Annotated in this window: 25 protein-coding genes; 16 read left to right on the forward strand and 9 right to left on the reverse strand. The window is 72.0% G+C overall.

Annotated elements, in window-relative coordinates:
• Nucleotides 1–56 precede the first annotated feature (56 nt).
• From ACFFRH_RS20195 to ACFFRH_RS20205, 3 genes are all read right to left on the reverse strand, one after another.
• A complete protein-coding gene (locus ACFFRH_RS20195) occupies nucleotides 57–1,268 on the reverse strand; it encodes an FAD-dependent monooxygenase (RefSeq protein ID WP_386158554.1) in 1,212 nt (403 codons plus the stop codon).
• Nucleotides 1,269–1,485: 217 nt separating this feature from the next.
• Entirely contained in the window at nucleotides 1,486–4,716 is a 3,231-nt protein-coding gene (locus ACFFRH_RS20200; protein ID WP_386158557.1) for an AfsR/SARP family transcriptional regulator, read from the reverse strand.
• A 233-nt stretch (nucleotides 4,717–4,949) separates the two neighbouring features.
• Nucleotides 4,950–5,177 (reverse strand): hypothetical protein, encoded by a 228-nt coding sequence (locus ACFFRH_RS20205; RefSeq protein WP_386158560.1) that lies wholly within the window; start codon nucleotides 5,175–5,177, stop codon nucleotides 4,950–4,952.
• A gap of 262 nt (nucleotides 5,178–5,439) precedes the next feature.
• Between ACFFRH_RS20205 and ACFFRH_RS20210 the strand changes: the two genes are divergently transcribed.
• From ACFFRH_RS20210 to ACFFRH_RS20220, 3 genes are all read left to right on the forward strand, one after another.
• Nucleotides 5,440–6,186, forward strand: coding sequence for a GntR family transcriptional regulator (locus tag ACFFRH_RS20210; protein ID WP_386158563.1), 747 nt, complete (start codon nucleotides 5,440–5,442; stop codon nucleotides 6,184–6,186).
• A 579-nt stretch (nucleotides 6,187–6,765) separates the two neighbouring features.
• A complete protein-coding gene (locus ACFFRH_RS20215; RefSeq protein ID WP_386158565.1) occupies nucleotides 6,766–7,398 on the forward strand; it encodes a GNAT family N-acetyltransferase in 633 nt (210 codons plus the stop codon).
• 43 nt (nucleotides 7,399–7,441) lie between these two features.
• Complete coding sequence (locus ACFFRH_RS20220) at nucleotides 7,442–8,116, forward strand: copper homeostasis protein CutC (RefSeq protein WP_386158568.1); 675 nt, start codon at nucleotides 7,442–7,444, stop codon at nucleotides 8,114–8,116.
• Between the two features lie 134 nt (nucleotides 8,117–8,250).
• Here ACFFRH_RS20220 and ACFFRH_RS20225 read toward each other — a convergent pair whose 3' ends face one another.
• Nucleotides 8,251–9,465, reverse strand: coding sequence for a DUF6986 family protein (locus ACFFRH_RS20225; RefSeq protein WP_386158570.1), 1,215 nt, complete (start codon nucleotides 9,463–9,465; stop codon nucleotides 8,251–8,253).
• 167 nt (nucleotides 9,466–9,632) lie between these two features.
• Nucleotides 9,633–10,964: an FAD-dependent oxidoreductase gene (locus tag ACFFRH_RS20230; protein WP_386158573.1), complete on the reverse strand. Its 1,332-nt coding sequence runs from the start codon at nucleotides 10,962–10,964 to the stop codon at nucleotides 9,633–9,635.
• Between the two features lie 132 nt (nucleotides 10,965–11,096).
• Between ACFFRH_RS20230 and ACFFRH_RS20235 the strand changes: the two genes are divergently transcribed.
• The 4 genes from ACFFRH_RS20235 (at nucleotide 11,097) to ACFFRH_RS20250 (ending at nucleotide 14,875) form a co-directional block, all read left to right on the forward strand.
• Nucleotides 11,097–11,405 (forward strand): hypothetical protein, encoded by a 309-nt coding sequence (locus ACFFRH_RS20235; RefSeq protein ID WP_386158575.1) that lies wholly within the window; start codon nucleotides 11,097–11,099, stop codon nucleotides 11,403–11,405.
• A gap of 274 nt (nucleotides 11,406–11,679) precedes the next feature.
• A complete protein-coding gene (locus tag ACFFRH_RS20240) occupies nucleotides 11,680–12,048 on the forward strand; it encodes a hypothetical protein (protein WP_386158578.1) in 369 nt (122 codons plus the stop codon).
• Between the two features lie 408 nt (nucleotides 12,049–12,456).
• Nucleotides 12,457–13,023, forward strand: coding sequence for a hypothetical protein (locus ACFFRH_RS20245; RefSeq protein ID WP_386158581.1), 567 nt, complete (start codon nucleotides 12,457–12,459; stop codon nucleotides 13,021–13,023).
• Nucleotides 13,024–13,132: 109 nt separating this feature from the next.
• Nucleotides 13,133–14,875, forward strand: a complete 1,743-nt coding sequence (locus ACFFRH_RS20250) for a proline--tRNA ligase (protein ID WP_386158584.1) — start codon at nucleotides 13,133–13,135, stop codon at nucleotides 14,873–14,875.
• Between the two features lie 151 nt (nucleotides 14,876–15,026).
• On the opposite strand, the gene ACFFRH_RS20255 is transcribed toward ACFFRH_RS20250, so the two are convergent.
• From ACFFRH_RS20255 to ACFFRH_RS20270, 4 genes are all read right to left on the reverse strand, one after another.
• Nucleotides 15,027–15,239 carry a DUF4236 domain-containing protein gene (locus tag ACFFRH_RS20255; RefSeq protein WP_386158587.1) on the reverse strand — a complete coding sequence of 71 codons (213 nt, stop codon included), beginning with the start codon at nucleotides 15,237–15,239 and terminating at the stop codon, nucleotides 15,027–15,029.
• Nucleotides 15,240–15,322: 83 nt separating this feature from the next.
• Entirely contained in the window at nucleotides 15,323–15,520 is a 198-nt protein-coding gene (locus tag ACFFRH_RS20260) for a DUF4236 domain-containing protein (protein WP_386158590.1), read from the reverse strand.
• A gap of 190 nt (nucleotides 15,521–15,710) precedes the next feature.
• On the reverse strand, nucleotides 15,711–16,226 hold the full coding sequence (locus ACFFRH_RS20265; RefSeq protein WP_386158593.1) for a ferritin-like domain-containing protein: 516 nt from the start codon (nucleotides 16,224–16,226) through the stop codon (nucleotides 15,711–15,713).
• A complete protein-coding gene (locus ACFFRH_RS20270) occupies nucleotides 16,223–16,723 on the reverse strand; it encodes a hypothetical protein (protein ID WP_386158595.1) in 501 nt (166 codons plus the stop codon). The genes ACFFRH_RS20265 and ACFFRH_RS20270 overlap by 4 nt, the downstream gene beginning before the upstream one ends.
• 191 nt (nucleotides 16,724–16,914) lie before the next feature.
• Here ACFFRH_RS20270 and rimP point away from each other — a divergent pair, with 191 nt between their 5' ends.
• The 9 genes from rimP to ACFFRH_RS20315 all read left to right on the forward strand — a co-directional run bounded on the left by rimP (nucleotide 16,915) and on the right by ACFFRH_RS20315 (nucleotide 26,086).
• Nucleotides 16,915–17,415, forward strand: coding sequence for a ribosome maturation factor RimP (gene rimP, locus ACFFRH_RS20275; protein ID WP_386158598.1), 501 nt, complete (start codon nucleotides 16,915–16,917; stop codon nucleotides 17,413–17,415).
• A 12-nt stretch (nucleotides 17,416–17,427) separates the two neighbouring features.
• Nucleotides 17,428–18,435 carry a transcription termination factor NusA gene (gene nusA, locus ACFFRH_RS20280; RefSeq protein WP_329091732.1) on the forward strand — a complete coding sequence of 336 codons (1,008 nt, stop codon included), beginning with the start codon at nucleotides 17,428–17,430 and terminating at the stop codon, nucleotides 18,433–18,435.
• Complete coding sequence (locus ACFFRH_RS20285) at nucleotides 18,419–18,721, forward strand: YlxR family protein (RefSeq protein ID WP_386158602.1); 303 nt, start codon at nucleotides 18,419–18,421, stop codon at nucleotides 18,719–18,721. The genes nusA and ACFFRH_RS20285 overlap by 17 nt, the downstream gene beginning before the upstream one ends.
• A 143-nt stretch (nucleotides 18,722–18,864) precedes the next feature.
• Nucleotides 18,865–22,038 (forward strand): translation initiation factor IF-2, encoded by a 3,174-nt coding sequence (gene infB / locus ACFFRH_RS20290; RefSeq protein WP_386158605.1) that lies wholly within the window; start codon nucleotides 18,865–18,867, stop codon nucleotides 22,036–22,038.
• A gap of 109 nt (nucleotides 22,039–22,147) precedes the next feature.
• On the forward strand, nucleotides 22,148–22,447 hold the full coding sequence (locus ACFFRH_RS20295) for a DUF503 domain-containing protein (protein ID WP_344745458.1): 300 nt from the start codon (nucleotides 22,148–22,150) through the stop codon (nucleotides 22,445–22,447).
• A 64-nt stretch (nucleotides 22,448–22,511) separates the two neighbouring features.
• A complete protein-coding gene (gene rbfA, locus ACFFRH_RS20300; protein ID WP_344745459.1) occupies nucleotides 22,512–23,000 on the forward strand; it encodes a 30S ribosome-binding factor RbfA in 489 nt (162 codons plus the stop codon).
• Nucleotides 22,997–24,004 carry a DHH family phosphoesterase gene (locus ACFFRH_RS20305; RefSeq protein WP_386158609.1) on the forward strand — a complete coding sequence of 336 codons (1,008 nt, stop codon included), beginning with the start codon at nucleotides 22,997–22,999 and terminating at the stop codon, nucleotides 24,002–24,004. The genes rbfA and ACFFRH_RS20305 overlap by 4 nt, the downstream gene beginning before the upstream one ends.
• A gap of 52 nt (nucleotides 24,005–24,056) precedes the next feature.
• Nucleotides 24,057–24,956 carry a tRNA pseudouridine(55) synthase TruB gene (gene truB, locus ACFFRH_RS20310; RefSeq protein WP_344745462.1) on the forward strand — a complete coding sequence of 300 codons (900 nt, stop codon included), beginning with the start codon at nucleotides 24,057–24,059 and terminating at the stop codon, nucleotides 24,954–24,956.
• A gap of 176 nt (nucleotides 24,957–25,132) precedes the next feature.
• A complete protein-coding gene (locus ACFFRH_RS20315; RefSeq protein WP_344745463.1) occupies nucleotides 25,133–26,086 on the forward strand; it encodes a bifunctional riboflavin kinase/FAD synthetase in 954 nt (317 codons plus the stop codon).
• The last annotated feature ends 235 nt before the right edge of the window (nucleotides 26,087–26,321 follow it).

The following is a 26,321-nucleotide window of genomic DNA, read 5'->3' on the forward strand; positions in this document are numbered from 1 at the left end:
CGTTCGAGGTTCGCCGTGAAGGAGGGCGTTCGCCGGTGGTGCGAGGTCCGGCGGGGTCAGCGCTCGTACTCCTTCAGGGTGATGGCGTTCGCCGTCCGCCGGATGCCCTTGGCGATCAGGCCCTTCCAGGGCACGTAGGGCAGGAGCTTGTAGTTCTGGTTGACGAACCAGGCCATGAACCGGCTCTCGGGAACCATCCACCTGCCCACCCCGTCGCCCGCCTTCTGGCACCCCGCCGCGTACTCGCGCATGGCCTCCTCGTAGGAGGCGAAGCCCGCGCGGTGGTCGCCGCCCGCGGCGGCCAGCTCCCCGGCGAGGACATAGGCACCGATCATGGCCAGGCCGGTGCCCATGCCCGACAGCGGCGAGGCGCAGTAGGCGGCGTCCCCGAGCAGCGTGACCCGGCCGGCCGACCAGCTGTCCATGTGGACCTGGCTGATCGAGTCGAAGTAGAAGTCCTGGGCCTCCCACATCGCGTCCAGCAACCGGGGGGCCTCCCAGCCGACACCGGCGAACGCCTCGGCGAGGATCTTCTTCTGCCGCTCGGTGTCGCGGCGGTCGTAGCTCAGCGCGGGGGAGCCGAAGTAGAACGTCGCCTTCGCCTCGGTGTTCCCCCGGGCGCTGTACATGCCGACGAGCTTGCCGGGGGTGTTGTAGATCTGCCCGGTGTGGTCGAGCCCGAGGTGGTTGGCGGTGGTGAAGATCGCGCAGTACAGGCCCATCTCCTTCACGAACCGCGACTCCGGGCCGAACGCGAGCGCCCGGACGTTGGAGTGCAGCCCGTCGGCCCCCACGACCAGGTCGAACCGGCGCGGCTCACCGCGCTCGAAGGTGACCTGAACGCCACCGCCGCCCTTCGCGTCCTCGGTGAGGGAGGTGATGGAGTCGTCGAAGACGTACTCGACGTGGTCCCGGGTGTGCTCGTACAGGATGCGCGCCAGGTCGCCGCGCAGGATCTCCAGGTCGCCGCTGAAGACGTCGGCGGGCATGCTGGAGACCTTCTTGCCGGCGGCGTTGACGTACGCCATCGCGCCCATGTTCGTCCGCTCGCGCCGGATGTCGTCCAGGATTCCCATCCGGTCGAGCATGGTGAGGTGGGCCTCGCCGCGGAAGTCGACCGCGTAGCCGCCGTCGCGGACGCCGGGCGCCCGTTCCACGATCGTGGGGGTGAAACCGTGGCGGTGCAGCCAGTAGGCCAGCGCCGGACCGGCGACGCCGGCCCCCGAGATCAGGATGTTCTTGTTCTTGAGCCGCGGTGTGGTGTTCATGGGACTGAGCCTGTCCGAGGGCGCTCACCGCCCGCTCACCGCGAGCTCACCGCTCTCACCGGACGCTCACCGCGAGCCGTAGACCCGCACACCCGCACACCCCACGCTCGCACGCCCGCGATCCCGTGGCCGCGGGCCACGAGCCCGCACACCTGCATGCCCGCACGCTCGCACGTACGCCATCCCGTGGGCGGCGGGCCACGAGCCCGCGCGCCGGTCAGCCGGGTGGGACCGGCTTGTGGTCGGCGAGGTGGCCGATCGGTGAGGTCCGGATGAAGGTCTCGGAGACACCGGCCAGGCGCAGCGCGTCCGTCCCGGACAGCCGCGCGCCCTCGCGGTGGGCGGCCTCGTACGGCGCCTCGCCCAGCGCGGCCCGTGCGGCGGCGGCCGTACGGGAGACGTCGGGGTCGTCCTCGCCGGCGACTCCCCGCAGGGCGACGGCCGCGCCGAGCAGCAGGGCGGCGCCGGGGGCGTCCCCGTCGAGCAGCGCGATTCCGGCGAGGGCCTCGATCGGGCGGGCGCCCTCGGTGATCGCCCCTGTTTCCACCGCCACCTCTGCGGCGCGCCGGTGCAGGGCGCGGGCCTCGGTGAGGTCGCCGGAGAGCTCGGCGATCCTGCCGAGCCCGAGGAGCGCGCTCGTCCGGTTTCCCGCGCTCCGCACCCAGTGCGTCTCGAACCGGTCGAGCGCCTGCTCGTACAGCACGCGCGCCCCGGCCAGGTCTCCCTCCAGTCGCGCGATGTCGCCGAGGCCGCGCAGCGCCGCGGCCAGGTAGGTGGGGCTGCCCGAGTGGCGGGCGATCTCGGCGGCCCGCTCGTAGTCGGCGCGCGCCCGCCGGAGGCCGGTGCCCGCGGGGTCCTTTCCGGTCCGGGCGGCCTGGACGCGGTAGTCGCCCCGGTTGCACAGCAGGTCGGGGATGTCCTCAAGGGCGCCGAGCCGCTCGGTGAGGGCTAGGGCCTCGTCGGTCAGGGTGATCGCTTTTTCGGGGTCGCCGCGCAGGGCCGCCAGACCGGCCAGCGCGTCCAGGGCGAGCGACGTCCCCCACCGGTCGCCCAGCGAGCGGAACGCGTCGGCGGCCGAGGTGAACTCGTACTCGGCCTGCGTCAGGTCCCCGGCCGCGAGCTGCGGATATCCCCACAGCAGGTGGACGACGGCCCTCTCCCAGGGATCGTCTCCCGCCCGCCCGCGTTCGATCACCGCGAGGGCGACGCTCGAATCCTCCGCCCCGGAGTCGACCATCGGCCAGAGGAAGGTGATGATCGGGTGGCGGTGCGGACGGCCGGGGTCGACGACGGTCGCCTCGGCCGTCGCCCGGTGGCGTTCCCACGCCTCCCGGCCACTGCCACCGGCCGCCGCCACCAGGGCGCAGAGCACGTATCCGTCCCCGAGCCCCGGGGGTGGGCTGTCACCGATCACGTCCAGGAGCGCGACCGCCGGGGCCGTCGCCAGGGTCCGCATACCGCGCATCCAGAAATACGGTGACAAGCAGGCGAACAGTCCGAGGGCGAGCTCGACCTCCCTCGCCTCGACGGCCCAGCGCAGGGCGGCCTGGAGGTTCGCGTGCTCCGCGCCGAGGATCTCCAGCCACCGGAGCTGCTCGGCACGCCGCAGGTGGGGGTCCGCCTCCCGCGCCAGCTCCAGGAAGTGGTCCGCGTGCGCGCGCCGCAGGGCCTCGGACTCCCCGGCCACCTCCAGCTGCTCGGCGCAGTAGGCGTGGATCGTGTCGAGCATCCGGTAGCGCCCGCCGCCCACCTCCACCAAGGACTTGTCGGCGAGGGAGTCCAGCACGTCCTCGGCGTCGGGCACCCCGCAGACCAGCGCCGCGGCCTCGGCGGTCGCGCCGCCGGAGAAGACCGTCAGGCGCCTGGCCATCACCTGCTCGGCCCCGGACAGCAAGTCCCAGCTCCACGCCACGACCGCGCGCAGCGTCCGGTGCCTGGCGTCGGCCGTGCGGCTGCCCCGCGACAGCAGGCGGAAGCGGTCGTCCAGGCGGGCGGCGAGCTCGGGGAGCTCGTACGTGCGGGCCCTGGCCGCCGCGAGCTCGATGGCGAGCGGCAGGCCGTCGAGCTCGTCGCAGATCCGCCGTACGATCTCCGCCCCGGCCTCGTCCAGCGCGAAACCGGGGCGCACGGCCGAGGCCCGGTCGGCGAAGAGGCGCGCGGCGGGGGACGGGCCGAGCGGCCGGACCGGCCACAGGTTCTCGCCGGTGATGCCGAGCGGCTCCCGGCTCGTCGCCAGGACGCGCAGCTCAGGACATCCGGCGAGCAGCCGCGCGGTCAGGTCCGAGGCCGCCTCGACGACGTGTTCGCAGTTGTCGAGCACGAGCAGCAGCGGCCGGTCGGCCAGCGCCGCGAGCAGCCGGGAGACGGGCTCGGTCTCCTCGGGCGCGATGAGCAGCCCGCTCTCGCGGAGACCGAGCGCGCCGAGCAGGGTCTGGGGCAGCTGCCGCCCGTCGCGCAGCGCCGCGAGTTCGACGAAGCAGACGTCCGGCAGGCCGCTCGCGACCTCGATCGAGAGCCTGGTCTTGCCCGCCCCGCCGGGACCGAGCAGGGTGACCAGGCGCGCCGTTCCGAGCAGCCGGGTGACCTCGGCCAGGTCCTCGGCGCGACCCACGAAGCTGGTCAGCTGCGCCGGTGGCGCGGGCGGCTCGTACGGTCGCTCGCCCCTGAGCAGCTCCTGGTGGACGGCCGCGAGCTCGGCCGAGGGGTCCGCGCCGAGTTCGTCGGCGAGCAGCCGCCGCGTCTCCTCGAACACGAGCAGGGCCTCCGCCTGCCTGCCGCCCGCCCGCAGGGCGCGCATGAGAAGGCTCCTGAGCCTTTCCCGCAGCGGGTGCCTCGCGGTCAGCTCCTGCAGCTCGGGCACCGCGGCCCGGTGCTCGCCCCGCCGGAGGTCGGCCTCGATCCGGTCCTCCAGCGCGCCGAGCCTGCGCTCCTCCAGCCGCAGCACCAGGGCCTGTACGGAGGCGGCGTCCGCGGCGTCGGCGAGCGCGGGCCCCCGCCACAGGTCCAGGGCCTGCCGCAGCAGTACGGCCGCCCGCGCCGGGTCGCCGCCGAGCAGGGCCCGGCGTCCCTCGTCGGACAGCCGCTCGAAGCGGTGGACGTCGAGGTCGGCGGGGTCGATCGCGAGCCGGTAGCCCGAGGGGACGGCCTCGATCTCGGCCTCGCGTCCCAGGACCTGGCGGAGCCGGGACACCTGCGACTGCAGGGCGTGCGCCGCCCCTCCCGGTGGCCGCGAGCCGTAGAGGTCGTCGATCAGCAGGTCGGCCGTCACCACCTCACCGGCGCGGGCGAGCAGCAGGCCCAGCAGCGCCCGCCGGGCCGGGCCGCCGATGCGGACCTCGGCCCCGATGTCCCCGATGTCGGCGACGGCGGCGGCGTCGGTGCCGCCCCCGGAGGAGGTCTCGGCGCCGTCGTGCCATACCCGTGTGGTGCCCAGGATCCCGAACCGCATGAGGGCAATTGTCTTCCCTCGCGCGGTCTCACGTCTTCCGTCCCGGCGGGCCGCTCGCCGCCGGAGGCGGGGGGTGGGGGAGGCGAGCGGTCACGCCTTGGCGGGTCCCGTCCCGTGGACGGCGTTCCCGCGGTGGGAAACGCGCCCTGGCGGGCGTGGGGGACCCGCCAGGACGCGTTCCGCCCCGAGCGCGGCGACGGAGGACCCCGGCGAGGGATGGGGTCCTCGGCCTGCTAGTCGCGCTCGGAGTCTGTGGTGGCGAGGGCGCGGACCGGGTGGTCCGCGCCCTCCTCCGAGAGGTCGTCGTCGGGTGCGGGCCGCCGGTAGTGCTGTGAGATGAGGCGGGCCGCTCCCACCGGGTCGTCGGCCGGGTGGGACGACTCAACGCCGTCCTCGTTCCAGACGAACAGCCCGTTCTTGCACCAAACAGTTAGATCGGTCAGCACGGAGAGCACGGACATGCCGGTTCCGTTGCTCTGGTAGGTGTGCGTGAATCCCTGGCGGTGCAACGCGTAACGCAGTAAACGTGTTGCCTCGCGGGGATCGCGCCATGGCAAGTGCGGCGTATCCGTGCGGACCGACAGCACCGGCCTCCACCCCCTCGCTGACCTTTCGATGGATTTGTACCAACGATTGGATGATGCGGGTCTTGGGAGGTTGGGTCAAGGGGCTGTTCCCCGCTAGAACCAGATCGTCTAGTTTTGTTGGCACAAAGGGGACTTAATGGCACGGTCAACGCTGTATCAACAGGTGGCCTCCGATCTACGGAGGACCATCTACTCCGGTGTGCTCGGCCCGGGGGATCAGCTACCGACCGAGGCGGAACTCATGCTCGCGCACCAGGTCAGCCGCAACACCGTACGGCTGGCTCTCGGCGAGCTCGTGAACGAGGGCCTGGTCACCCGCACCCCCCGCAGGGGCACCGTCGTCAGGGAACGCCGCCCGCTGCTCATGCACCCCCAGCGCGAACTCCAGCCACGGCGCGAGGAGACCCTGGAGGCGTTCGCCTGGGCCGTCTCCCAGGAGGGGCGCGCGCCGAGCCAGGAGATCGAGGTCTCGATCGTGCAACCGGCCGAGGAGATCGCCAGCAGGCTGGAGCTCTCCGACGAGGAGCTCGCCGTGGTCCGCCGGCGGCTGCGCTTCGTGGACGGCCAGCCGTACAACACCAACGACTCCTACTTCCCCCTGGCCCTGGTCGCCGACTCCGAGATCACCCGTCCCGGCGACATCGTGCGCGGGGCCAACAAGGTCCTGGAGGAACTCGGCCACCGGCAGGTGCGGGTGGTCGACGACATCTGGGCGCGGATGCCCAACAGCGCCGAGACAGAGCGGCTCCAGCTCCAGCTCGGCACGCCGGTCGTCGTCTACATCCGGGTCGGCTACGACGAGGACGACACTCCCGTGCGCGTGGCGGTGTCGGTCCTGCCCGCCGACAAGCACCTGATCCGGTACGAGCTGGAAAGCCGTTGACGTCTCCGTGACCGCCCTGACGGGCCGGCCCCCGTTCCGCCCGCGCCGCGGGCGAGCACCGGGCCGCGCCCGCCGGGTGGCTAGACGCCGCTTCCCCCGCTTCCCCGACTCTTCCCGCTTCTCCGCGTCTCCCCGCTCTCCCGCGTCTCCCCGCTCTCCCGCGTCTTCCTGCTTTCCCGCGTCGCCCGCCCCGACGGGCCTCTCCCCGCCGTCTCAGGCGTTCCCGGCGGCACCTTTCGCTTCGTCGAGTCTTCTTCCGCCGTTCCCGGCGGAGCCTTTCACCCCGGCGAGTCTTCTCCCGTCGTCCTCGGAGGCGTCTTCCGCGTCGGTGGCGCCTTTCGTCCCGGCGGGTCTCCTCCCACCGCCTTCGAGGGCTCCTTCCGCGTCGGCGGGTCCCTTCCCGCTGTCCCCGGCCGCGTCTTTCGCTCCGGCGGGCCTCCTCCCGCCCCCTCCGATCGCGGTCTCCCCGCTCGCCTCAGGCCCCTAGGCGGTCCGCCTAGCCCGGCATGGATGCCGTGCGCCATCACATGGACACGCTCCGTGTCATCTCATGCACCGAACGCAACGAAGGGATGAACCATGCACTCGAACACCGCCAGTCCCACCACCACGCGCCCGTTCACGCTGCGCAGGGCCACGGACGGTGACCTCGACGGGGTGCTCGCGCTCCTCGCCGAGACCGCCGGGTGGCTGAACCGCCGCGGCGTGCGGCAGTGGCCCGCCGACGGTTTCCCCGCCGGGCGCATCACCCCGCTGATCGGCGAGGGCGTCCTTTACCTGCTGGACAGGGGGGAGGAGCCGGGCGGCCGGAACGGGGAGGGAGGGCCCGTCGCCACCCTCGCCCTGGACGGCCACGCCGACCCCGAGTTCTGGACCCGGGGGGACGACCCCGGTTCGGCGCTCTACGTCCACAAGCTGGCCGTGGCGCGCGACCACGCGGGCACGGGACTGGGGGAGGCGCTCCTCGACTGGGCGGGCCTGCGGGTCCTGGCCTTGGGGAAAAGGTGGCTCCGGCTTGACTGCTCCAAGGACAACCCGGGGTTGCAGGGCTACTATCGGGGACAGCGTTTCACGCATCTCCGCACGGTCGACCTGCCGCATCGTGCCTCCGGCGCCCTGTTCCAGCGGCCGGGGGGCCTGCGCGCTCGCGCGTCCGGCCTCGCGCTGCCCTTCTCGGACCGGCGTGGGGCGTCCGTCCCCGAGCATGTCTGAACCACGGCGATCCCAGGACAAAGCCATCCGATAGCCTCCATTCATGACCGGATCCTTGCTTGAGGTGATCACGCTCAACGTGCGCGACGCCGTCGCCGCGGAAGCGGGCGGCGCCGATCGCCTGGAGGTCGTCGCCGACATGGCCTCCGACGGGCTCACCCCGGCGGCGGAGACGGTCGCGGCGATCTCCAAGGAATGCGCGCTGCCGCAGATGGTGATGTTGCGCGGCGAGGCCTCGTTCCTGGCCACGCCCGAGTCGCTGAAGGCCCTGAGCCGCGACGCCAGGGCCCTCGCCGACGCGGGCGCGGCCGGGTTCGTGTTCGGTTTCCTCGACGAGGCGGGGGCGGTCGACCTGGCCGCCACCGAGGCGCTCATCCACGCGGTCGCGCCGCTGCCCTGGACCTTCCACCGGGCGGTGGACCACGCGGCCGACACCCAGGCGAGCTGGCGCGCCGTCCGGCTCCTGCCCAACCTCGCCACCGTGCTCACCTCGGGTGCGCCCGGTGGCGTGGCGGACGGGCTGCCGCTGCTCAAGACCCGGTGCGAGGCGGGCGACGGCCCGCTGATCATGGCCGGCGGCGGGCTGCGGCCCGGCCACGTCAGGGTGCTGATGGAGTACGGCGTGCGGGCCTTCCACGTCGGCAGCGCCGTGCGGGCGTCCTGGTCGGACCCGGTCGACGCCCGCCGGGTCCGCGAGTGGCGTGCCCTGATCGACTGAAGCCCGCCGGGATCCCCGGGCGACCGGGCTTACCCCCGGGCGGACCGGGCGTCTCCCCGGCGGACCGGTCCTTCCCCGGTGCACCGGTCCTTCCCCGGCGGACCGGGCCTTCCCGGCGAGACGGGTGACCGGAGTCAGGCCGTCGGCTCTTCGGGGCCGGTGCCCAGCGCCAGGTCGGCGCGGCGGAGGGCGGCGGCCATGGTCTTGATCGTGGCGGGCTCGTCCATCACGCCCTCACCGGCGTCGCGCCGCTCCTCCCAGGCGCGCACCCGACGGGCGTACTCCCCGTACCGGGACAGGTGGAAGGCGTAGACCGCCGCGTACCGGCTGACCAGGTGGGAGGGGTGCATGTCCCAGCCCTGGTAGAAGCCGTGGGTCAGGGAGTGCCCGACCAGCCTCGCGTGGCGCCGCCACAGGTCCCGCACGTCACGCCCGCCGTCCGAGGCGGGGGAGGCGGCCAGCGAGCCGTCCGACAGCTCCACCCCGGTCCCGGCGAATACGGTCTGCATGACGTGCCTGGCGTGGTCGCAGGCGGGATGGTCCAGCCGCTGCTCGTGCGGAGGGAGGGCGCAGCTCGCCGTGTAGTCGAAGACGCCGAAGTGCGCCGCAGCCAGCCTGCCCCGCAGGGAGGTCACCAGGCCCGCGTCGAGGAACAGCACCGTTTGCGGCGCCTCCACCTGGATCTCGAACCTCAGCGTGCCCCGGCCGAGCCCCAGCCCGTCCTCCAGCGCGTCGAGGCAGTCGGCGAACTGGTGCAGGTAGTCCCTCATCAGCACCTTGGGAAAGGTGATCACGAATCCCTCGGGCAGCCGCCCGGCTCGTTCGGTCACGCCGGTGAGGAAACCGTCCAGGGTCCTGACGGCGCGGACCGGGTCGCCGTCGGCGAACGACTTCACCCGCAGCCCCCAGCGCCGGGGGAGCGTCCCGGCCGCGTGCATGGCCGCGACCGCCTTGGCGGCGGCGGAGGCGTGGCCGTCCTCCTCCCCGGGACGTGTCCCGTAGCCGTCCTCGAAGTCGATCCGGAGGTCTTCGACGGGCTCCCGGGCGAGCTTGGCGGCCACCCTCCCGTGCACGGCCCCGGCGAGGTCCTCGCCCGCGCCGGGAGGCACGCCGGGAGTCGCGCCGAGGACCGTGGCCAGGTCGGCCTCCGTCAGGTGCCGCCGGAACAGCTCCAGCGCGGCGTCACCCCACTCCCGCGTCGTCACGTCGTCGAACCGGTCGGCCGGGACGTAGACCGTGTGCACGGGCTGCCACTCGACCGGCCGGTACGGGTACAGCGCGGACTGCTCGCGATGGGTCTGCGCGAAACCCGGGATCAGGGCGGACGGGTCGGCGAGCGTGACGCGCATGCTGGTGTTCCTCCTGGACGTGCGGGATGTGCTGGACGTGCCGGTCCGGGTGAGGGCCGGTTCGGGCTGAGGGCCGTGGTCCCCGTTCGGCCCGTTCGGCCCGTTCGGCCCGTTGAACCCGTTGAGCCCGTTGGGCCGGTTCGGCTCGTTCGGTCGGTCCGGCCGGTTCAGCCGGTCTCCAGGTCGTTTCCCGAGCGTGGTTCCCGATCGCAGGCGGTGAGCATCGCGGCGAGGCCGAGGAGCTTCACCCGATCGCCCCGGTCGAGGGATCTGGCCAGGGCCGCCTCGGCCGCCTCGATGGCGAGCCAGTGCTCGTAGGTGATCGGCGACACCCCCCGGGCCGCGAGAAGGTCGTCCAGGTCAGCGCGGCGTACCGGATCGCGTCCGGCCAGGTCGGCGAGGAGGGTGCGGACCGTCTCGGCGGCGTCGGACTTGTTGGTGCCGATCACACCTGTGGGGCCCCGCTTGAGCCAGCCCGCGACGTACTCGCGGTCGCGGACCCGGCCGGCCTCGTTCGGCACGGTCATGGTGGTCTCCGAGAAGGGGACGCCGGGCAGCGGCACGCTCTGGTAGCCGACCGAGCGCAACACCATGCCGGCCGGGATGGTCTCGAACTCGCCGGTGCCGACGACCCGGCCGTCGACCAGCCGGGTGCGCTCCAGCTTGAGCGCCTCCACCCGCTCCTCACCGATGATCTCCACCGGGCGCATCCAGAACCGCACGTCCAGCCGCCGGGGGCGGCCCATGAAGGGGCGGGTGGTCCAGCTCCGCAGGACCTCGACGTTCCCCCGGACCTGCCGGGACGCCGTCGTGACGTCCGCCACGCACTCCTCCGGCCGCACGCGCACGTCCGCGTTGGCCAGCTCGCCCAGCTCCCTGAGCTCCTTCAGGGTGAACTTGGCGTGCTCGGGCCCCCGGCGTCCGATCATGTGGATGGTCTTCACCTCGCTGGCGGCCAGCCGGGCCAGCACCTCCTCGGGCACGTCCGTGGCACGCAGTTCCTCGGCCGTCTTGGCCAGGACGCGCACCACGTCGACCGCCACGTTGCCCACGCCGATCACCGCGACCTCGGGGTTGTCGAGGACGAAGCGGTCGGCGGGCATGTCGGGGTGGCCGCAGTACCAGTTGACGAAGTCGGTGGCGGCCACGCTGCCCGGCAGGTCCTCGCCGGGAATGCCCATCCGCCGGTCGACCATCGCGCCGGTGCAGTAGACGACGGCGTCGTAGCAGCCGAGCAGGTCGGCGACGTCGACGTCCTTGCCCAGCTCGACACCACCGAGGAACCGCACCTCGGGAAGCTCCAGCACGCCGCGCAGGTAGCCCGCTATCGACTTGATCGAGGTGTGGTCGGGAGCCACCCCGTACCGCACCAGCCCGTACGGCGTCGGCAGGCGCTCCAGGACGTCCACCCTGAGAGGCACGGTGGCCTGCTTCGTCAGGGCCTCGGCGGTGTAGATCCCGGCGGGTCCTGACCCCACGATCGCGACTCGTAGTGACATGTCGCCTCCCCGGCGTTGGATGTCATGAACGCGATGCCTGCTCGATTCTGTATCACCCGGGGGCAACCTGCCAGACTCACGCGCCGACATGATCGATTCGTTCGCCGGGGACCGCGGGCGCGTGATCTGAATATGTCGTTCGGCGTCGGCTGGATCAGCACTCTCGAGGCGCCCGCGGGCCTGGACGCCTCGAGAGTGCTGAGTCGCACCGGCCTGGCCTACCGGGCCGGTGGGCCGCCCGCCGGCTTCTTCCGCGCCGTGCTCGCCGAGGCGCGCCGCAACGCGGCCCTGACGGTCGAGGCACGTCGCGCCATCGCCGTGCCGGCCGAGGCGCGGGGCGCCACTGCCGTGCCGGTCGAGGTGCGGGGTGATTCCCAGGTCCCGGCCGAGGCCCGGAGCGACTCCGGGGTTCCGGCCGGTTCGGCCCGCCCCGTGGCGTGAGGTCGGGTACCGGATCAGCACTTGCGGGGACAAGCCCGGCGGATCACAGTTGGTTCTCGTGAGTTCAGGAGCGGAGAAGCGCCGCAAAGCGAGTGCCCGGCGTCCGAAGGACGGTCCGCTTCAGGACATGAGGGGACCACACCGGACAGGACGCGCTCCCGGCTCCTCAGGCTCTCCCGACTCTCCCGATATTTCTGACATCTCCGGTATACCTGATGCCTCCGATGGGGACCGGCCTTCGTGCGGGCTCCGGTACGAGGCGTTCGGCCGGGTGATGGCCGCGCTCGCGGGGGAGTCGGAGCTCATGGAGTCCTGCCGTGACCTGACCTGGTGGCGCGGGGCCGACCACGGCTGGTACATCGAGTGGCGCGACGGCCCCGGCGCGGCCGACATCGCCGCCGTCCTGGCCAGGCACGTCCGCGATCCGGGCCGCCCGGGCGCCCTGGTCACCCGCTCCGGTCCCGCCACGGCGGGTGGCGCCACCCTGGACGTCATGGGCGTCCCGTTCGTCCTGCGCGCCGTCGACCCCGTGCACCGCGAGCGGTTCCGCGGCAGGGCCGGTCTGCGCCGCCTCGGGGAGGCGCTCGACACCACCCGCAGGACCGCCTCCCGTCACCCCTGGGAGATCCTTCTCGGCGGCTGACGCCCAGGGGCGGCCGAGCCGGTGGCGTCGTATCGCGGCACCGCGGGCCGTCCCGGCGGCGGACGGGACGGCGAACCGGTCGCGGCCACCCGGACACCCGGGATACCCGGGACACCCGATGAGAAAGGCGGGAAAGGGGCGGACGGCGTCGCGGACGCCCGGCCGCTCCCCGGGGAAGGCGATGGAAAGGCTCACGGCGACAGGCCGGGCCGAACGCCCGTCCACTTTACTGTCATCAAGCGCTCGCTTGCTTTGCAAACTTGACGTATTAGGGATGTTTCCCCAGGTCAGATACACTGCCGATAGCCACTAGCAAATGTGATCGGGGGATCAGTGGCTTTGGGAGAACGTAACTACACGCTTGACTTCGTCGCCGGAGACCGCCGGGATCGCGCCATTCTCCGGCACATGATCCTCTCTCTTTTCGTGGGGATGCTCCTCGGCGGAGTCGGAGCGCTGCTGGCCTACGGTCCCGAGTTGCTGTACGCGCTCTACAACCCGTACGCCTACCTCCTCTTCGTCGTCGTCATGGGACGGACGGCGGCGGGTATCGGCTGGGCCGTCCTCTCCAGCGTGCTGGCCGCGTTCGGCCCGATCCTCTCGCTGCTGGTCGCCACCATCTTCGAGAAGAACGCCTGGCTCCTGGGCCTCGGCGGCGACGGCGCCTCGATGAACCTCCTGATCGCCAACCTCGTCGCCGTCGGCGTCCTCTCCTACCTCGCCAAGCGCTACGACCGCTGGGGGGACCTCGCGGCCGGCGGTGCGGCCGGGCTGGCCCTGCTCGACGGGATCGACAAGGTGATGCCCGGCGGGCCCGAGCACGTCTCCGGTTTCTGGCCGTGGGGCGTCGCGGTGGTGATCGCGATCGTGCTGGGGATGCTGCTCTCGCTGGGACGCGGCTGCGACCGGGTCTGCTCCGCGCTGATCGCGTTCGTCCTCGGGGCCTCGTACTTCGTTTTCCTCACCGGCCTCTGAGTCCTCACCGCGTCCTCACCGCCGGGCGCGGAAGCGGTCGACCGCAGACAATCGGCTTGCGAGACTCGATAGCCTGTAGAACACCGAACCTCGCTAGCTAGGAGTAGCCGTGCTGCTGCGCATGTCGTCGCTGTTTCTTCGAACGCTGAGGGACGACCCGGCAGATGCGGAAGTCCCGAGCCACAAGCTGCTCGTCCGCGCCGGTTACGTCCGCCGTGTCGCCCCCGGCGTCTACTCCTGGCTGCCGCTCGGCAAGACGGTCCTGGAGAACGTCACGCGCGTCGTGCGCGAGGAGATGAACCGCATGGGCGGCCAGGAGGTGCTCTTCCCCGCCCTGCTGCCCCGCGAATACTACGAGGCGACCGGCCGCTGGACCGAGTACGGGGACACGCTCTTCCGCCTCAAGGACCGCAAGGGGGCCGACTATCTCCTCGGCCCCACCCACGAGGAGATGTTCACCGACATGGTCAAGGGGGAGTACGCCTCCTACAAGGACTATCCGGTGACCCTCTACCAGATCCAGACCAAGTATCGCGACGAGGCCCGCCCCCGGGCCGGCATCCTGCGCGGGCGCGAGTTCATCATGAAGGACTCCTACTCCTTCGACCTCGACGACGACGGCCTCAAGCGCTCCTACGAGCGCCACCGCGAGACCTACATCAAGACCTTCGACCGGCTCGGCATCACGTACAAGATCTGCTTCGCCACGTCGGGAGCGATGGGCGGCTCCGCCTCCGAGGAGTTCCTCGCCCCCGCGGAGACCGGCGAGGACACCTTCGTGGCCTGCCACAACTGCGGCTACGCGGCCAACGCGGAGGCCGTCGTCACCACCGCGCCGCCCGCGATCACCGACGAGCGGCCCGCCGCGCGGGTGCTCGACACCCCCGACACCCCGACCATCGAGTCGCTGGTCAACCACGTCAACGAGCACCACGGCCTCGGCATCACCGCCGCCCAGACGCTCAAGAACATCGTGATCAAGGTGACCGTCCCCGGATCGGGCAAGACCGAGACCCTGATCGTCGGCGTCCCCGGAGACCGCGAGGTCGACTTCAAGCGGCTGGAGGCCTCCCTCGCCCCCGGCGAGCCCGCCATCTTCGAGGCCGAGGACTTCGCCAGACACCCCGGCCTGGTCCGCGGCTACATCGGTCCCCAGGTCCTCAAGGACCTCGGCATCCGCTACCTCGTCGACCCCCGCGTGGTCGACGGCAGCGCCTGGGTGACCGGCGCCAACGAGCCCGGCAAGCACGCCGCGGACGTCGTCGCCGGCCGTGACTTCGTCGCCGACGGCACCATCGAGGCCGCCGAGGTCCGCGCGGGCGACGCCTGCCCGGTCTGCGGCTCCGGCCTGTCCATCGACCGCGGCATCGAGATCGGCCACATCTTCCAGCTCGGCCGCAAGTACGCCGACGCCGCCAAGCTCGACGCCCTCGGCCCCGACGGCAAGCCGGTCCGCGTCACCATGGGCTCGTACGGCATCGGTGTCTCCCGGGCGGTGGCGGTGCTGGCCGAGCAGAGGCACGACGAGCTCGGGCTGGTCTGGCCCCGCGAGATCGCCCCCGCCGACGTCCACATCGTGGGCACCGGCAAGGACGGCCAGGTCGAGGCCGCCACCCGGATCGCCGAGGAGCTGGAGGGCCGCGGGCTGCGCGTCCTGGTCGACGACCGGCCCGGCGTCTCGCCGGGGGTGAAGTTCAAGGACGCGGAGCTGCTCGGCATGCCGACGATCCTGATCGTCGGCCGGGGGCTCACCCAGGGCGTCGCGGAGCTGCGCGACCGCGCCACCGGTGTCAAGGAGGAGATCCCGCTCGCCGAGGCCGTGGAGCGCGTCGTGGCGGCCTGTCGGGGGTGATCCCTGGCGGGTCCCGCCGGAGGTGATCCCGGGCACCGGAGAGCGGTCCACCCCTGGGATCCGCCCCCGGAAGGCGCGTCAGCCGGAACGCACGAGAGCGGCCCACCCCTTTCCAAGGGGTGGGCCGCTCTTTTACGTGTATGGCCCCGCGTCAGTAGTGGTAGTGGTGGTGACGCCGGGAACTCCGGCCGATCGCCTTGCCCACGTGGAACCCGCCCGGCAGGTTGACGGTCACGTATTTGCGGCCGTCGGGGGTCCTGCTGACGTGGAATCGGCGATTGCCGAAGCTGTGGCCCACCCCTCGCGGGGAAAGGTCGATCCTGAAGGGACCGACTTTGATCGACTTTCTGTATCCCCAGCCCATTGCCTTCTCCCCGGACTCCCCGAAACCTCGCGTCGTGTCATGAGAACGAGCGGCGTCCGAGAACGGTTCCCGGGTAATGCCCATCAGCGACGGCCGCTGTTGCTGCTGAGCGTCTTGCGCCAGTGGAAGCCGCCGGGAAGGTTGACGCTCAGGGTGCGGCGCCCGTCGGCCGTCTTGGTGACCCTGAAGGCGCGGTTTCCCCAGCTGTGCCCCACTCCACCCCGCGAAAGGTTAAGACGGAACGGACCGAACTTCATGGATTTCCGGTATCCCCAGCCCATTGCTTCCTCCTTAGGCGTATTTCGCGAAGATGCAGCTACCCGGCAGACGTGGTGCAAACATGTTTGAAAGCGGGTTCGAATCACGATTCGCGAATCCAGGAGCCTCGGGAAAGATCGTTTTCCGCATTGACCAGCCCGGTTCCCACCCTTCTCCCCGAAGGCGGTCACCCGGGAAAATCGGTGGGAAACGTCACTGAGACGGGGTGACCGCGGGGGTGGCCGCAGGGGTGACGGCGGGAGTGGCGGTGGGTCCGGGCGCCGTCCGGGGCGGCATGCCGGGGAAGGCCTCGATCTCGGGGCGCAGGCTGTAGGAGCGGACGACGCACTCCTGCATGACCAGGGCGGCCATCTTGCGCAGGGCCGGGTCCGCGGACGCCGCCAGCTCCAGATAGGCGCCGGTCACCCCCCGCTCGACCAGCACGGCCAGCTCCACCGCCTGCGCCGCGCTCGACGGCGTGATCGGGAGCTCGTAGACCGCCTTCGGCTCGGCGGGCGCCCCGCCCGCCGCGATGATCATCGTGCGGAGCTGGTCGCGGCGGGCGCGGTGGGCGTTGTAGGCGGTCGTCATCGCCGAGCGCGGCCTGCCCGTGGTCCTGGCCGCGAGGACCCCGTACGCGTACACGGCGGCGTGCTCGGCCGCCAGCGCCGCGTCGAGCCCCCGGTCGGCCCCGCCCCCGCTGCCCCCGGCCCTCGAAGCGCCTCTCACAGCGGCCTCGCCAGGGCCACGGCGTGCGCGGCCTCGCAGGCGCCGATGGAGGCGAGCAGCTGGGCCAGCGGGGGTGAGACCCCCTCGATCTGGCGGGTGCGCAGCGCCGCGGCCCTGCGTTCCAGGTTCCGCAGGGTCCGTACCGACGCGCCGCCCTGGGCCGCGTCCCCGGAGGGCGACGGGACGGGCGACGAGGTGGGCGACGGCGCGGGGGTCGCGGCCGTGGAAGCCGGAGCGGGCGGGAGGCGGCGGCGGAGCTCGGCCAGGTGGGCCTCGTGCCGCTGCCTGAAGGGTTCGAGGCCGGCCGAGGCCGCCGAGGCGTACAGGGCGACGGTGCGCTCCTTGCCCGCGATCAGCTCACGCAGGAGCAGGGTCTCGGGGTCGGGTGGCGCGGCCGCGGGAGGCACCCGCTCCTCGGCGGCGCATCCCGTGACCGTCACGGCCGCGACCCCGAGAGCGCCGCCCCTCAGCAGGGCGCGCCGGGAGACGGAACGCACGACGACCTCCGGTTCTGTGTCGGCAGCTGACGCACTTAGCATCGTACGGGCTTGGAATAATGGCACTCACCTCGCTTCTCGGGCGGCTCCGCCACACCGAGTGGCGCTGTTTCCACGCCCTGGTGTGGATAGGCTGGTTAATCGCATGGGCGAGGTCCGCCCGGCTGAGATCGTGACAATGGGAGGTCGGCATGGGCAGCGCCACATCCCGCGACCGCCTGATAGAGCTTCTGGAACCTGTCGTCGGAGCCGAAGGGCTCGACTTGGAGGACGTCACGGTCACCCCCGCGGGCAAGCGGCGGCTGCTGCGTGTCGTGGTCGACCGTGACGGGGGCGTGAGCCTCGACGACGTCGCCGAGGTCAGCCACGCCGTCTCCGCGACACTGGACGCCGACGAGGCGATGGGGGCCACCCCGTACGTGCTGGAGGTCTCCTCCCCGGGGGTCGACCGCCCCCTCACCGAGCCACGCCACTGGCGCCGCGCGGTGAAGAGGCTGGTCAAGGCCGACCTGAAGGACGGCAGCGCCGTGGAGGGCCGGATCGTCGCCACCGACGAGACCGGCGTGGAGCTGGACGTCGACGGCGCGCCGCGCCGCATCGACTATGAGGACCTGACCCGAGGACGGGTGCAGGTGGAATTCCGCCGGCTCGACGACGCCGAAGACGACGGCGAAGACGGCGACGAGGGCTAAGGGGGAAGCCTCGTGGACATCGACATGAGCGTCCTGCGCAGCCTGGAGCGGGAGAAGGACATCTCCTTCGACCTGGTCGTCAAGGCGATCGAGGACGCGCTGCTGATCGCATATTTCCGGAGCGAGGGCGCGGCGGCCAAGGCGCGCGCCGAGCTCGACCGCAAGTCCGGGCACGTGACCATCTTCGCCGCCGAGCTCGACGACGAGAGCGGGGAGGTGCTCAGGGAGTTCGACGACACCCCGGGCAACTTCAGCCGCATCGCCGCGACCACCGCCAAGCAGGTCATCCTGCAGCAGCTGCGCGACGCCGAGGACGAGATCAACTTCGGCGAGTTCGCCAGCCGCGAGGGTGAGCTGGTGGCGGGAGTCATCCAGCAGGGCAAGGACCCGCGCGTGGTCCTGGTCGACCTGGGCAAGATCGAGGCGGTGCTGCCGCACAGCGAGCAGGTCCCGGGCGAGGAGTACGTCCACGGCGACCGCATCCGCTGCTACGTCGTGCAGGTCAAGAAGGGCCACAAGGGCCCCTCGGTGACCCTGTCGCGCACCCACCCCGGCCTGGTGAAGAAGCTCTTCGCGCTGGAGGTGCCCGAGATCGCCGACGGCACGGTCGAGATCGCCGCCGTCGCCCGCGAGGCCGGTCACCGCACCAAGCTCGCGGTCAGGTCGCGGCGCCCGGGAGTGAACGCCAAGGGCGCCTGCATCGGCCCGATGGGCTCGCGGGTGCGCAACGTGATGACGGAGCTGCACGGCGAGAAGATCGACATCATCGACTGGTCGGAGGATCCCGCGGACTTCGTGGGGAATGCGCTGTCTCCGGCCCGCGTTTCCCACGTAGAGGTGATCGACTTCGACGGCCGCGCCGCGCGCGTGACCGTGCCGGACTACCAGCTCTCCCTCGCCATCGGCAAGGAGGGGCAGAACGCCCGGCTGGCCGCCCGCCTCACCGGCTGGCGGATCGACATCCGTCCCGACACCCAGCCGGGGGACGCGGCCGGTTCCGCAGATGCGCCCACACGGTAAGCTGGAATATGGTGGCCAGGCTGCCCCACTGAGAACATGTGTGGGGTGCCGGGTTCGCACGGTTTCCTCCGAGCTGCTCCGCCTGGTGGTGGTCGAGGGCGTTATCGTCCCTGACCTGCGAAGACGGCTCCAAGGTCGTGGTGCTTCACTGCATCCCACCTTGAGCTGTCTCGAACTCGCAGAGCGTCGCCGAGCGTTTCCGCGTGCTTTTCGCGTCGCGGAATCACTCGACCTGTCGCGGCTGCGTGGCCACCTGGAAGAGCGACACGCTGAAAGGATCGGGTGAAATGGTTACCGACTGTCATGTAGGACGCCGATTTGATGGGCTGGTCAGATAGCTATGAGCGCCTGATGAGCATGCGGCGATGAGTACGTCAACGTAACGACGGTCCGGCGGCACCGCCTCCCGGGCCGAGACAAGGGAGTGCAGTGGCGAAGGTCCGGGTATACGAGCTCGCCAAGGAGTTCGGTGTGGAGAGCAAGGTCGTCATGGCCAAGCTCCAGGAGATGGGCGAGTTCGTGCGTTCGGCGTCCTCGACTATCGAAGCACCGGTAGTCCGCAGGCTCACGGAAGCTTTGGGCGGCCCCAGTAAGGGCTCGTCCGACAGGGGCAGAGGCCCCAGGCCGCCTCAGGCGGCCCCTCGGCCGGGAGACGGCCAGCCAAACGGCGCCCCAGCGGCGTCGACATCCATCCCCAAGCCGGGACCGGCCCCCAGGCCGGGTCCTCGTCCGGGGCCCGCACCGGCTCGTCCCGCGGCTCCCGCGCCGCAGGCCGCCCCGCCGGTCGTCCCCCCGGCTCCGCCGGTCCAGCCCCCGCAGCCGCCGCGTCAGCAGCCGCCGCAGGTGCAGGCCCCGCGGTTCGAGGCACCCCGCACCGACAGCGGCCGCCCGGCGGCCTCCGGCCCCGGCCCCAAGCCGGGTCCCAGGCCCGCCCCGCGTCCGGGTCCCGCCCAGCGCCCCGAGGCGCGTCCCGAGGGCGGTCGTCCCGCGGGCGGTCCGGGCGGAGCGCCTTCGGGCCCCAGGCCCGGTGCCGGTGCCCCCGGCGCCGGTGCGCCCAAGCCCGGTCCGCGTCCGGGTCCTCGTGGCCCGCGCCCCGGCAACAACCCGTTCTCGTCGAACGCCAGCGGCATGGGCCAGGCCCGTCCGCCGCGTCCCGGCGGCCCCGGTGGTCCCGGTGGCCCCGGCCGTGACGGCGGTCCCGGCGACAGGGGGCCGCGTCCCGGTCCCCGCGAGGACCGCGGTCCTCGTCAGGACCGCGACAACGCCGGTCCCCGTCCGCCCGGCGCCCGTTCCGGCCCGCCCGGATCGGGTGGCCCGCGTCCGGGTCCCGGCGCCGGTGGCCCGCGTCCCGGTGGCGGTGCGGGTGGCCCCGGCGGCCCGCGTCCCGGTGGTCCGCGTCCCAGCCCGATGATGATGCCCCAGGGCCGGCCCGCCGGTCCCGGCGGCGGTGGCACCGCGGGCCGTCCCGGCGGCGGTGCGGGTGCCGGTGGCAACGGTGGGGGCGCGGGCCGTCCCGGCGGTGGCGGCGGTCGTCCCGGTGGCGGCGGCGGTTTCGCCGGTCGCCCGGGTGGCGGCGGTGGCGCCGGTCGTCCCGGCACCGGAACCGGTGGTCCCGGTGGCGGTGGCGGCGGTTTCGCCGGTCGTCCCGGTGGCGGTGGCCGTGGTCGCGGTGGAGGCACCGCGGGCGCGTTCGGCCGTCCCGGAGGACGCCCGACCCGCGGTCGCAAGTCCAAGCGCCAGCGGCGTCAAGAGTTCGACAACATGCAGGCCCCGGCGATCGGCGGCGTGCAGGCCCCCCGCGGCAACGGGCAGACGATCCGCCTGTCGCGCGGCGCCTCCCTGTCGGACTTCGCCGACAAGATCGGCGCGATCCCGGCGTCCCTGGTGCAGATCATGCTGCACCTGGGCGAGATGGTGACCGCCACGCAGTCGGTCAACGAGGAGACGCTCCAGCTTCTGGCCGCCGAGCTCGACTACAACCTGCTTGTGGTCAGCCCGGAGGAGGAGGACCGCGAGCTCCTGGAGACCTTCGACATCGAGTTCGGCGAGGACGAGGGCGACGAGTCCGACCTGGTCGCGCGCCCGCCGGTGGTGACCGTCATGGGTCACGTCGACCACGGTAAGACCAAGCTGCTCGACGCCATCCGCAACACCAACGAGGTGGCGCGGGAGGCCGGTGGCATCACCCAGCACATCGGTGCCTACCAGATCGCCACCGTGCACGAGGGCGAAGACCGGAAGATCACCTTCATCGACACCCCGGGTCACGAGGCGTTCACCGCCATGCGTGCCCGTGGTGCCAAGGTGACCGACATCGCCGTCCTGGTCGTCGCGGCCGACGACGGTGTGAAGCCGCAGACTGTCGAGGCGCTCAACCACGCCCAGGCGGCCGACGTGCCGATCGTCGTCGCGGTCAACAAGGTCGACAAGGAGGGCGCCGACCCGGGCAAGGTCCGGGCCCAGCTCACCGAGTACGGCCTGGTCGCCGAGGAGTACGGCGGCACCACGATGTTCGTCGACATCTCCGCCAAGAACGGGATCGGCATCGAGCAGCTGCTCGAGGCCATCCTGCTCACCGCGGACGCCGAGCTCGACCTGCGGGCGAACGCCACGATGGACGCCCAGGGCGTCGCCATCGAGGCGCACCTCGACAAGGGCCGCGGCCCGGTCGCGACCGTGCTGGTCCAGCGAGGCACGCTCCGCGTCGGCGACTCGATCGTCTGTGGCGAGGCCTTCGGCCGCGTCCGGGCGATGCTCGACGACAAGGGCGAGGCGATCCCGGAGGCCGACCCGTCCCGTCCGGTGCAGGTCCTGGGCCTGACCGCGACGCCGGGGGCCGGTGACAACTTCATCGTCGTCACCGACGACCGGATGGCGCGCCAGATCGCCCAGCAGCGCGCCGCGCGCAAGCGCATCGCGGACATGGCCAAGTCCGGCCGCCGCCGCACCCTCGAAGAGCTCTTCAGCGAGATGGAGAAGGGCCAGGTCGACGAGCTCAAGCTCATCATCAAGGGTGACGTCTCCGGTTCCGTCGAGGCCCTGGAGGACGCGCTGCTCAAGATCGACGTCGGCGACGAGGTGCGCCTGCGGGTGCTCCACCGCGCCGTCGGTGCGATCACCGAGTACGACGTCAACCTGGCGGTCGCCGACGACAACGCCGTCATCATCGGCTTCAACGTGCGTCCCGAGGTCAGGGCGCGCGATCTGGCCGAGCGCGAGGGCGTCGACATCCGCTACTACTCGGTCATCTACCAGGCGATCGAGGAGATCGAGGCGGCCCTCAAGGGCATGCTCAAGCCGGAGTTCGAAGAGGTCCAGATGGGCACCGCCGAAGTCCGCGAGGTCTTCAAGGTGCCGAAGATCGGCAACATCGCCGGTGCCCTGGTCCGCTCGGGCACGATCGTCCGAAACAGCAAGGCCCGGATCATCCGCGGCGGGGTCGTCATCTCCGACAACCTCACCGTCTCCTCGCTGCGCCGTTTCAAGGACGACGCGACCGAGGTCCGCGAAGGGTTCGAGTGCGGTATCGGTGTCGGCTACAGCGACATCAAGATCGATGACGTCATCGAGACCTTCGAGATGCGGGAGAAGCCGCGAGCCTGATGCCTCGACAGGCGAAGGAACCGTTCCGCCGGCCGTGCCCCTCGGGGCGCGGCCGGTGGGCGGGGCCCGCGCCCCGTGGCACGGTGACGACCGTGGCGAGTGACCCACTATGTATGTAGGTGCCCTGACACTGGACATCCTGCTCGGCGACGTCCACTCGCTGAAGCAGAAGCGCTCGGTGGTGCGTCCCATCGTCGCCGAGGTGCAGCGACGGTTCCCGGGTGTGGCCGTCGCGGAGACCGGCCACCTCGATCTGCACCGCCGTACCGAGATCGGGATCGCGGTCGTCTCCTCCACCGCCGCCAACTGCGGGGCGATGCTGGACGACTGCGAGCGACTGATCGCCTTCCACCCGGAGATCGAGCTGCTGTCCGCCAGGCACCGGCTCTACAACGAGGACGAGGACTAGATACGGAGACGGCCGGTCGCGGACCCCTACCGCCACCGGCCTTCCCCGTGAGAAGGGGGGAGCTATGGACGCCGCACGCGCACGCAAGATCGCCGATCGGATCCAGCAGATCGTGGCGGAGATGCTGGAGCGCCGGATCAAGGACCCCAGGCTGGGGTTCGTGACCGTGACGGACACGCGCATCACCAACGACCTGGGCGAGGCCACGGTGTTCTACACCGTTTTCGGCTCCGAGGCCGAGCGGGCCGACTCCGCCGTGGCCCTGGAGAGCGCCAAGGGGCTCATCCGCTCGGAGGTGGGCCGCCAGACGGGCCTGCGCCACACGCCGACGCTGACGTTCACCCACGACCCGCTCCCCGACACCGCCCGCCACCTGGAGGACCTGCTCGCCGAGGCGAAGGCCAGGGACGTGGAGATCGCCAAGCGGGCAGAGGGGGCCTCGCACGCCGGGGACGCCGACCCCTACCGCAAGCCCGAGGACCGGGAAGACGGCGACGACTCCGGGGACGAGGAAGACGAATCCTCGGAACGCGCGGGACACTCCGCGACGTGACGCCCGACCTGCGTGACGACGGCTCGGCGGGCCCGGTGTCCGGTCAAGACTGGGCCCGGGCCGTCGAGCTCATCTCCGCCGCGGACGAGATCGCGCTGGCCTGCCACGTCTCGCCCGACGGCGACGCGCTCGGCTCCATGCTGGGCGTCGGGATCGCGCTGCGCGCGGCGGGCAAGCGGGTCACCGCCTCCTTCGGCGACCGGCGCTTCACGGTGCCCAGGCTGCTGCGCTTCCTGCCGGGGCAGGAGCTGCTCGCCGATCCCGCGCACTACCCGGCCGCTCCCGAGGTGATGGTCACCTTCGACGTTCCCACCGTCGGGCGTCTCGGCGTGCTGACCGGCAACACGGCCAAGGCGCACGAGCTGGTCGTGCTCGACCACCACCCGTCCAACACCGGCTTCGGCACCCTCAACCTGGTCGACCCCGGCGCCGCGGCCACCGCCGTGCTCGCCGAGGAGCTGATCCACCGGCTCGGCCTGCCGGTCGACAAGGACATCGCGACCTGCCTGTACGTCGGGCTCGTCACCGACACCGGCTCCTTCAGGCACTCCTCCACCACCCCCGACGCGCACGCCATGGCCGCCCGGCTGCTGGCCACCGGGCTCGACCCCGAGAAGATCGCCCGGGAGCTGTGGGACCGTTCCCCGTTCGGCTACCTGAAGGTGCTCGGCGCCGTCCTCGACAGGGTGCGCCTGGAGCCCGAGGTGGGCGGCGGCCTGGTCTGGACGTTCGTCACCCGCGCCGACCGCGCCGCGTACGGGCTGCCGTACGACGAGATCGAGGGGATGATCGACGTGATCCGGCGCACCGACCAGGCGGACGTCGCCACCATCCTCAAGGAGGACGACGACGGCGTCTGGCAGGTCTCCATGCGCTCCAAGGGCGGGGTGGACGTCTCGCGCGTCAGCGCCGCGCTGGGGGGCGGCGGGCACGCCAAGGCGGCGGGTTTCACCTCCCACCAGCCCATCGAGGAGACGATCGAGAGTCTCCGGGCACTGCTGTAGAACCCTTCCCGGCACGTGTGAACCCTTGCCGGCCCGCTCGTAAGGACCAGAATTGAGTACGGCTCGCGCCAAGCGCACCCCGCCGCCGAGCGGGCTGATCATCGTCGACAAGCCCGCCGAGTGGACCTCGCACGACGTCGTGGCCAAGCTCCGCGGCATCGCGGGCACCCGCAAGGTCGGCCACGCGGGCACCCTCGACCCGATGGCCACCGGCGTGCTGGTGGTCGGCGTCGAGAAGGCCACCCGCCTGCTCGGCCACCTCGCGCTCACCGAGAAGGGCTACGACGCCACGATCCGCCTGGGGCAGTCCACCAACACCGACGACGCCGAGGGCGAGATCATCGCCACGGTGTCGGCGGCGGAGGTCGCCGAGGAGGGGATCAGGAAGGGCGTCGCCGCGCTGACCGGCCCGATCATGCAGATCCCGCCGCAGGTCAGCGCCATCAAGGTGAACGGCGAGCGGGCCTACAAGCGGGCCAGGGCGGGCGAGGAGGTCGAGCTCAAGGCCCGTCCGGTGACCGTGTCGGGCTTCGAGATCACCGCCGTACGCCGGCACGGCGACCTCGTCGACGTCGACGCCTCGGTGTCCTGCTCCAGCGGCACCTACATCCGCGCGCTCGCCCGCGACCTGGGCGCCGATCTGGGGGTCGGCGGCCACCTGACCGCCCTGCGCCGTACCCGGGTGGGCCCCTACGACCTGTCGGCGGCCCACACCCTGGAGCGGCTCGCCGCCGAGTGCGTGATCCTGCCGATGGCCGACGCGGTCGCGGCGGCCTTCCCCCGCCGGGACGTGACCGCCGAGGAGGCGGCCTCGGTCGCGCACGGCGGGCGGCTGCCCGCGCTGGGCCTGGGAAGCGGGCCGATCGGGGTGTTCGGCCCCGACGGCACCCTGGTGGCGCTGGTGGAGGAGCACGGCCAGATCGCCAAGTCCCTGGCGGTCTTCGTCCCCTGACAGATCGTCTGTCGCCGCCTGTCCGGTTCGCCCGGTGAGGCTCCCCGGAGTCCCTCGACGTTCCCCGAGGGGCCGTGTGGCCGGTGGCGGGCCGCGAAGGGGCTCCCCGATTGGGGAGAAGGGCGCGGAGCATGGCAGGCTTTAGGAGTTCATCCGCTAAGAGGGAAGAGGCTGCGGTGCGAGGCTGGCACGGATTGGACGACGTGCCCGGAGACTGGGGCAGGTCCGTCGTCACGATCGGCGTCTTCGACGGCGTTCACCGCGGGCACCAGCAGATGGTGGCCCGCGCCGTCGAGATGGCCGCGCGTCTCGGGGTGTCCTCGGTGGTGGTGACCTTCGACCCGCACCCGGAGGAGGTCGTGCGACCCGGCACGCACCCGCCGAGGCTGACGACGGCCAGGCACCGCACCGAGCTCCTCGCGGGGCTGGGCGTCGACGCGGTGTGCGTCCTGCCGTTCACGCTGGAGTTCTCCCGGATGAGCCCGGACGAGTTCGTGCAGACCGTGCTCGTCGACCGGCTGCACGCCGCCGGGGTCGTGGTGGGGGAGAACTTCCGCTTCGGGCACAAGGCCTCCGGTGACGTGGAGACGCTGCGCACCCTCGGGGAGAAGTACGACTTCGTGGCCGAGGCGGTCCCGCTGGTCAGCGACGGGGAGACGATCTCCTCCACTTTGATCCGCGAGCAGATCGCCGCCGGGGACATGGAGGCGGTCACGCAGACGCTCGGCCGCCCGCACCGGGTCGAGGGCGTGGTCGTCCGCGGCTACCAGCGCGGCCGGCAACTCGGCTTCCCGACGGCGAACCTGGAGTCGCCGGAGTTCACCGCGATCCCCGCCGACGGCGTCTACGCCGGCTGGCTGCAGGGGGTCCCGACCGGGAACCTGCCCGCCGTCTACGGCGGCGAGCGCTGGCCCGCGGCGATCTCGGTGGGCACCAACCCGACCTTCGAGGGTGTGCCCCGCACGGTCGAGGCGTACGCGCTCGACCGCGACGATCTCGACCTCTACGGCGCGCACGTGGCCGTGGACTTCGGGCCGAGGCTGCGCGGCAACACCAGGTTCGACTCGATCGAGGCGCTCGTCGCGCAGATCCACGCCGACGTGGACGAGGTGCGGCGCCTGACGAGCTGACCCCTCCCGCATGATCCCGCCTGATCCCGGCTGGCCTTGCCTGTTCCCGTCCGGCCCTCGGGTCACACGGGCCTCGCGCCCCGCGACCCCTCCGGCCCGGTTCTCCCCGGTCCCATAGGGGTTCCCGCGCGGGGGCTCGCCGGGCTCTCGTAGGATGTGCGGGGGCGTTGAAGCCGGTGGTAACCTGGCATGTCAGCTCTGTAACCGGTGTCTCATGATCCCGGTGCTGATCTCG

The sequence above is a fragment of the Streptosporangium vulgare genome (genome assembly GCF_042428775.1).
Classification (GTDB): domain Bacteria; phylum Actinomycetota; class Actinomycetes; order Streptosporangiales; family Streptosporangiaceae; genus Streptosporangium; species Streptosporangium vulgare.

Bases quoted from the DNA above. Each gene is read 5' to 3' on its own strand.
- ACFFRH_RS20200 (WP_386158557.1), bottom strand. From the start codon at position 4,716: ATGCGGTTCGGGATCCTGGGCACCACACGGGTATGGCACGACGGCGCC.
- rbfA (WP_344745459.1), top strand. From the start codon at position 22,512: ATGGACGCCGCACGCGCACGCAAGATCGCCGATCGGATCCAGCAGATC.
- ACFFRH_RS20215 (WP_386158565.1), top strand. From the start codon at position 6,766: ATGCACTCGAACACCGCCAGTCCCACCACCACGCGCCCGTTCACGCTG.
- ACFFRH_RS20210 (WP_386158563.1), top strand. From the start codon at position 5,440: ATGGCACGGTCAACGCTGTATCAACAGGTGGCCTCCGATCTACGGAGG.
- ACFFRH_RS20255 (WP_386158587.1), bottom strand. From the start codon at position 15,239: ATGGGCTGGGGATACAGAAAGTCGATCAAAGTCGGTCCCTTCAGGATC.
- ACFFRH_RS20285 (WP_386158602.1), top strand. From the start codon at position 18,419: ATGCGCCCACACGGTAAGCTGGAATATGGTGGCCAGGCTGCCCCACTG.
- ACFFRH_RS20295 (WP_344745458.1), top strand. From the start codon at position 22,148: ATGTATGTAGGTGCCCTGACACTGGACATCCTGCTCGGCGACGTCCAC.
- rimP (WP_386158598.1), top strand. From the start codon at position 16,915: ATGGGCAGCGCCACATCCCGCGACCGCCTGATAGAGCTTCTGGAACCT.
- ACFFRH_RS20240 (WP_386158578.1), top strand. From the start codon at position 11,680: ATGGCCGCGCTCGCGGGGGAGTCGGAGCTCATGGAGTCCTGCCGTGAC.
- ACFFRH_RS20195 (WP_386158554.1), bottom strand. From the start codon at position 1,268: ATGAACACCACACCGCGGCTCAAGAACAAGAACATCCTGATCTCGGGG.
- ACFFRH_RS20220 (WP_386158568.1), top strand. From the start codon at position 7,442: ATGACCGGATCCTTGCTTGAGGTGATCACGCTCAACGTGCGCGACGCC.
- ACFFRH_RS20245 (WP_386158581.1), top strand. From the start codon at position 12,457: ATGATCCTCTCTCTTTTCGTGGGGATGCTCCTCGGCGGAGTCGGAGCG.
- ACFFRH_RS20225 (WP_386158570.1), bottom strand. From the start codon at position 9,465: ATGCGCGTCACGCTCGCCGACCCGTCCGCCCTGATCCCGGGTTTCGCG.
- ACFFRH_RS20205 (WP_386158560.1), bottom strand. From the start codon at position 5,177: ATGTCCGTGCTCTCCGTGCTGACCGATCTAACTGTTTGGTGCAAGAAC.
- ACFFRH_RS20260 (WP_386158590.1), bottom strand. From the start codon at position 15,520: ATGGGCTGGGGATACCGGAAATCCATGAAGTTCGGTCCGTTCCGTCTT.
- ACFFRH_RS20230 (WP_386158573.1), bottom strand. From the start codon at position 10,964: ATGTCACTACGAGTCGCGATCGTGGGGTCAGGACCCGCCGGGATCTAC.
- ACFFRH_RS20235 (WP_386158575.1), top strand. From the start codon at position 11,097: ATGTCGTTCGGCGTCGGCTGGATCAGCACTCTCGAGGCGCCCGCGGGC.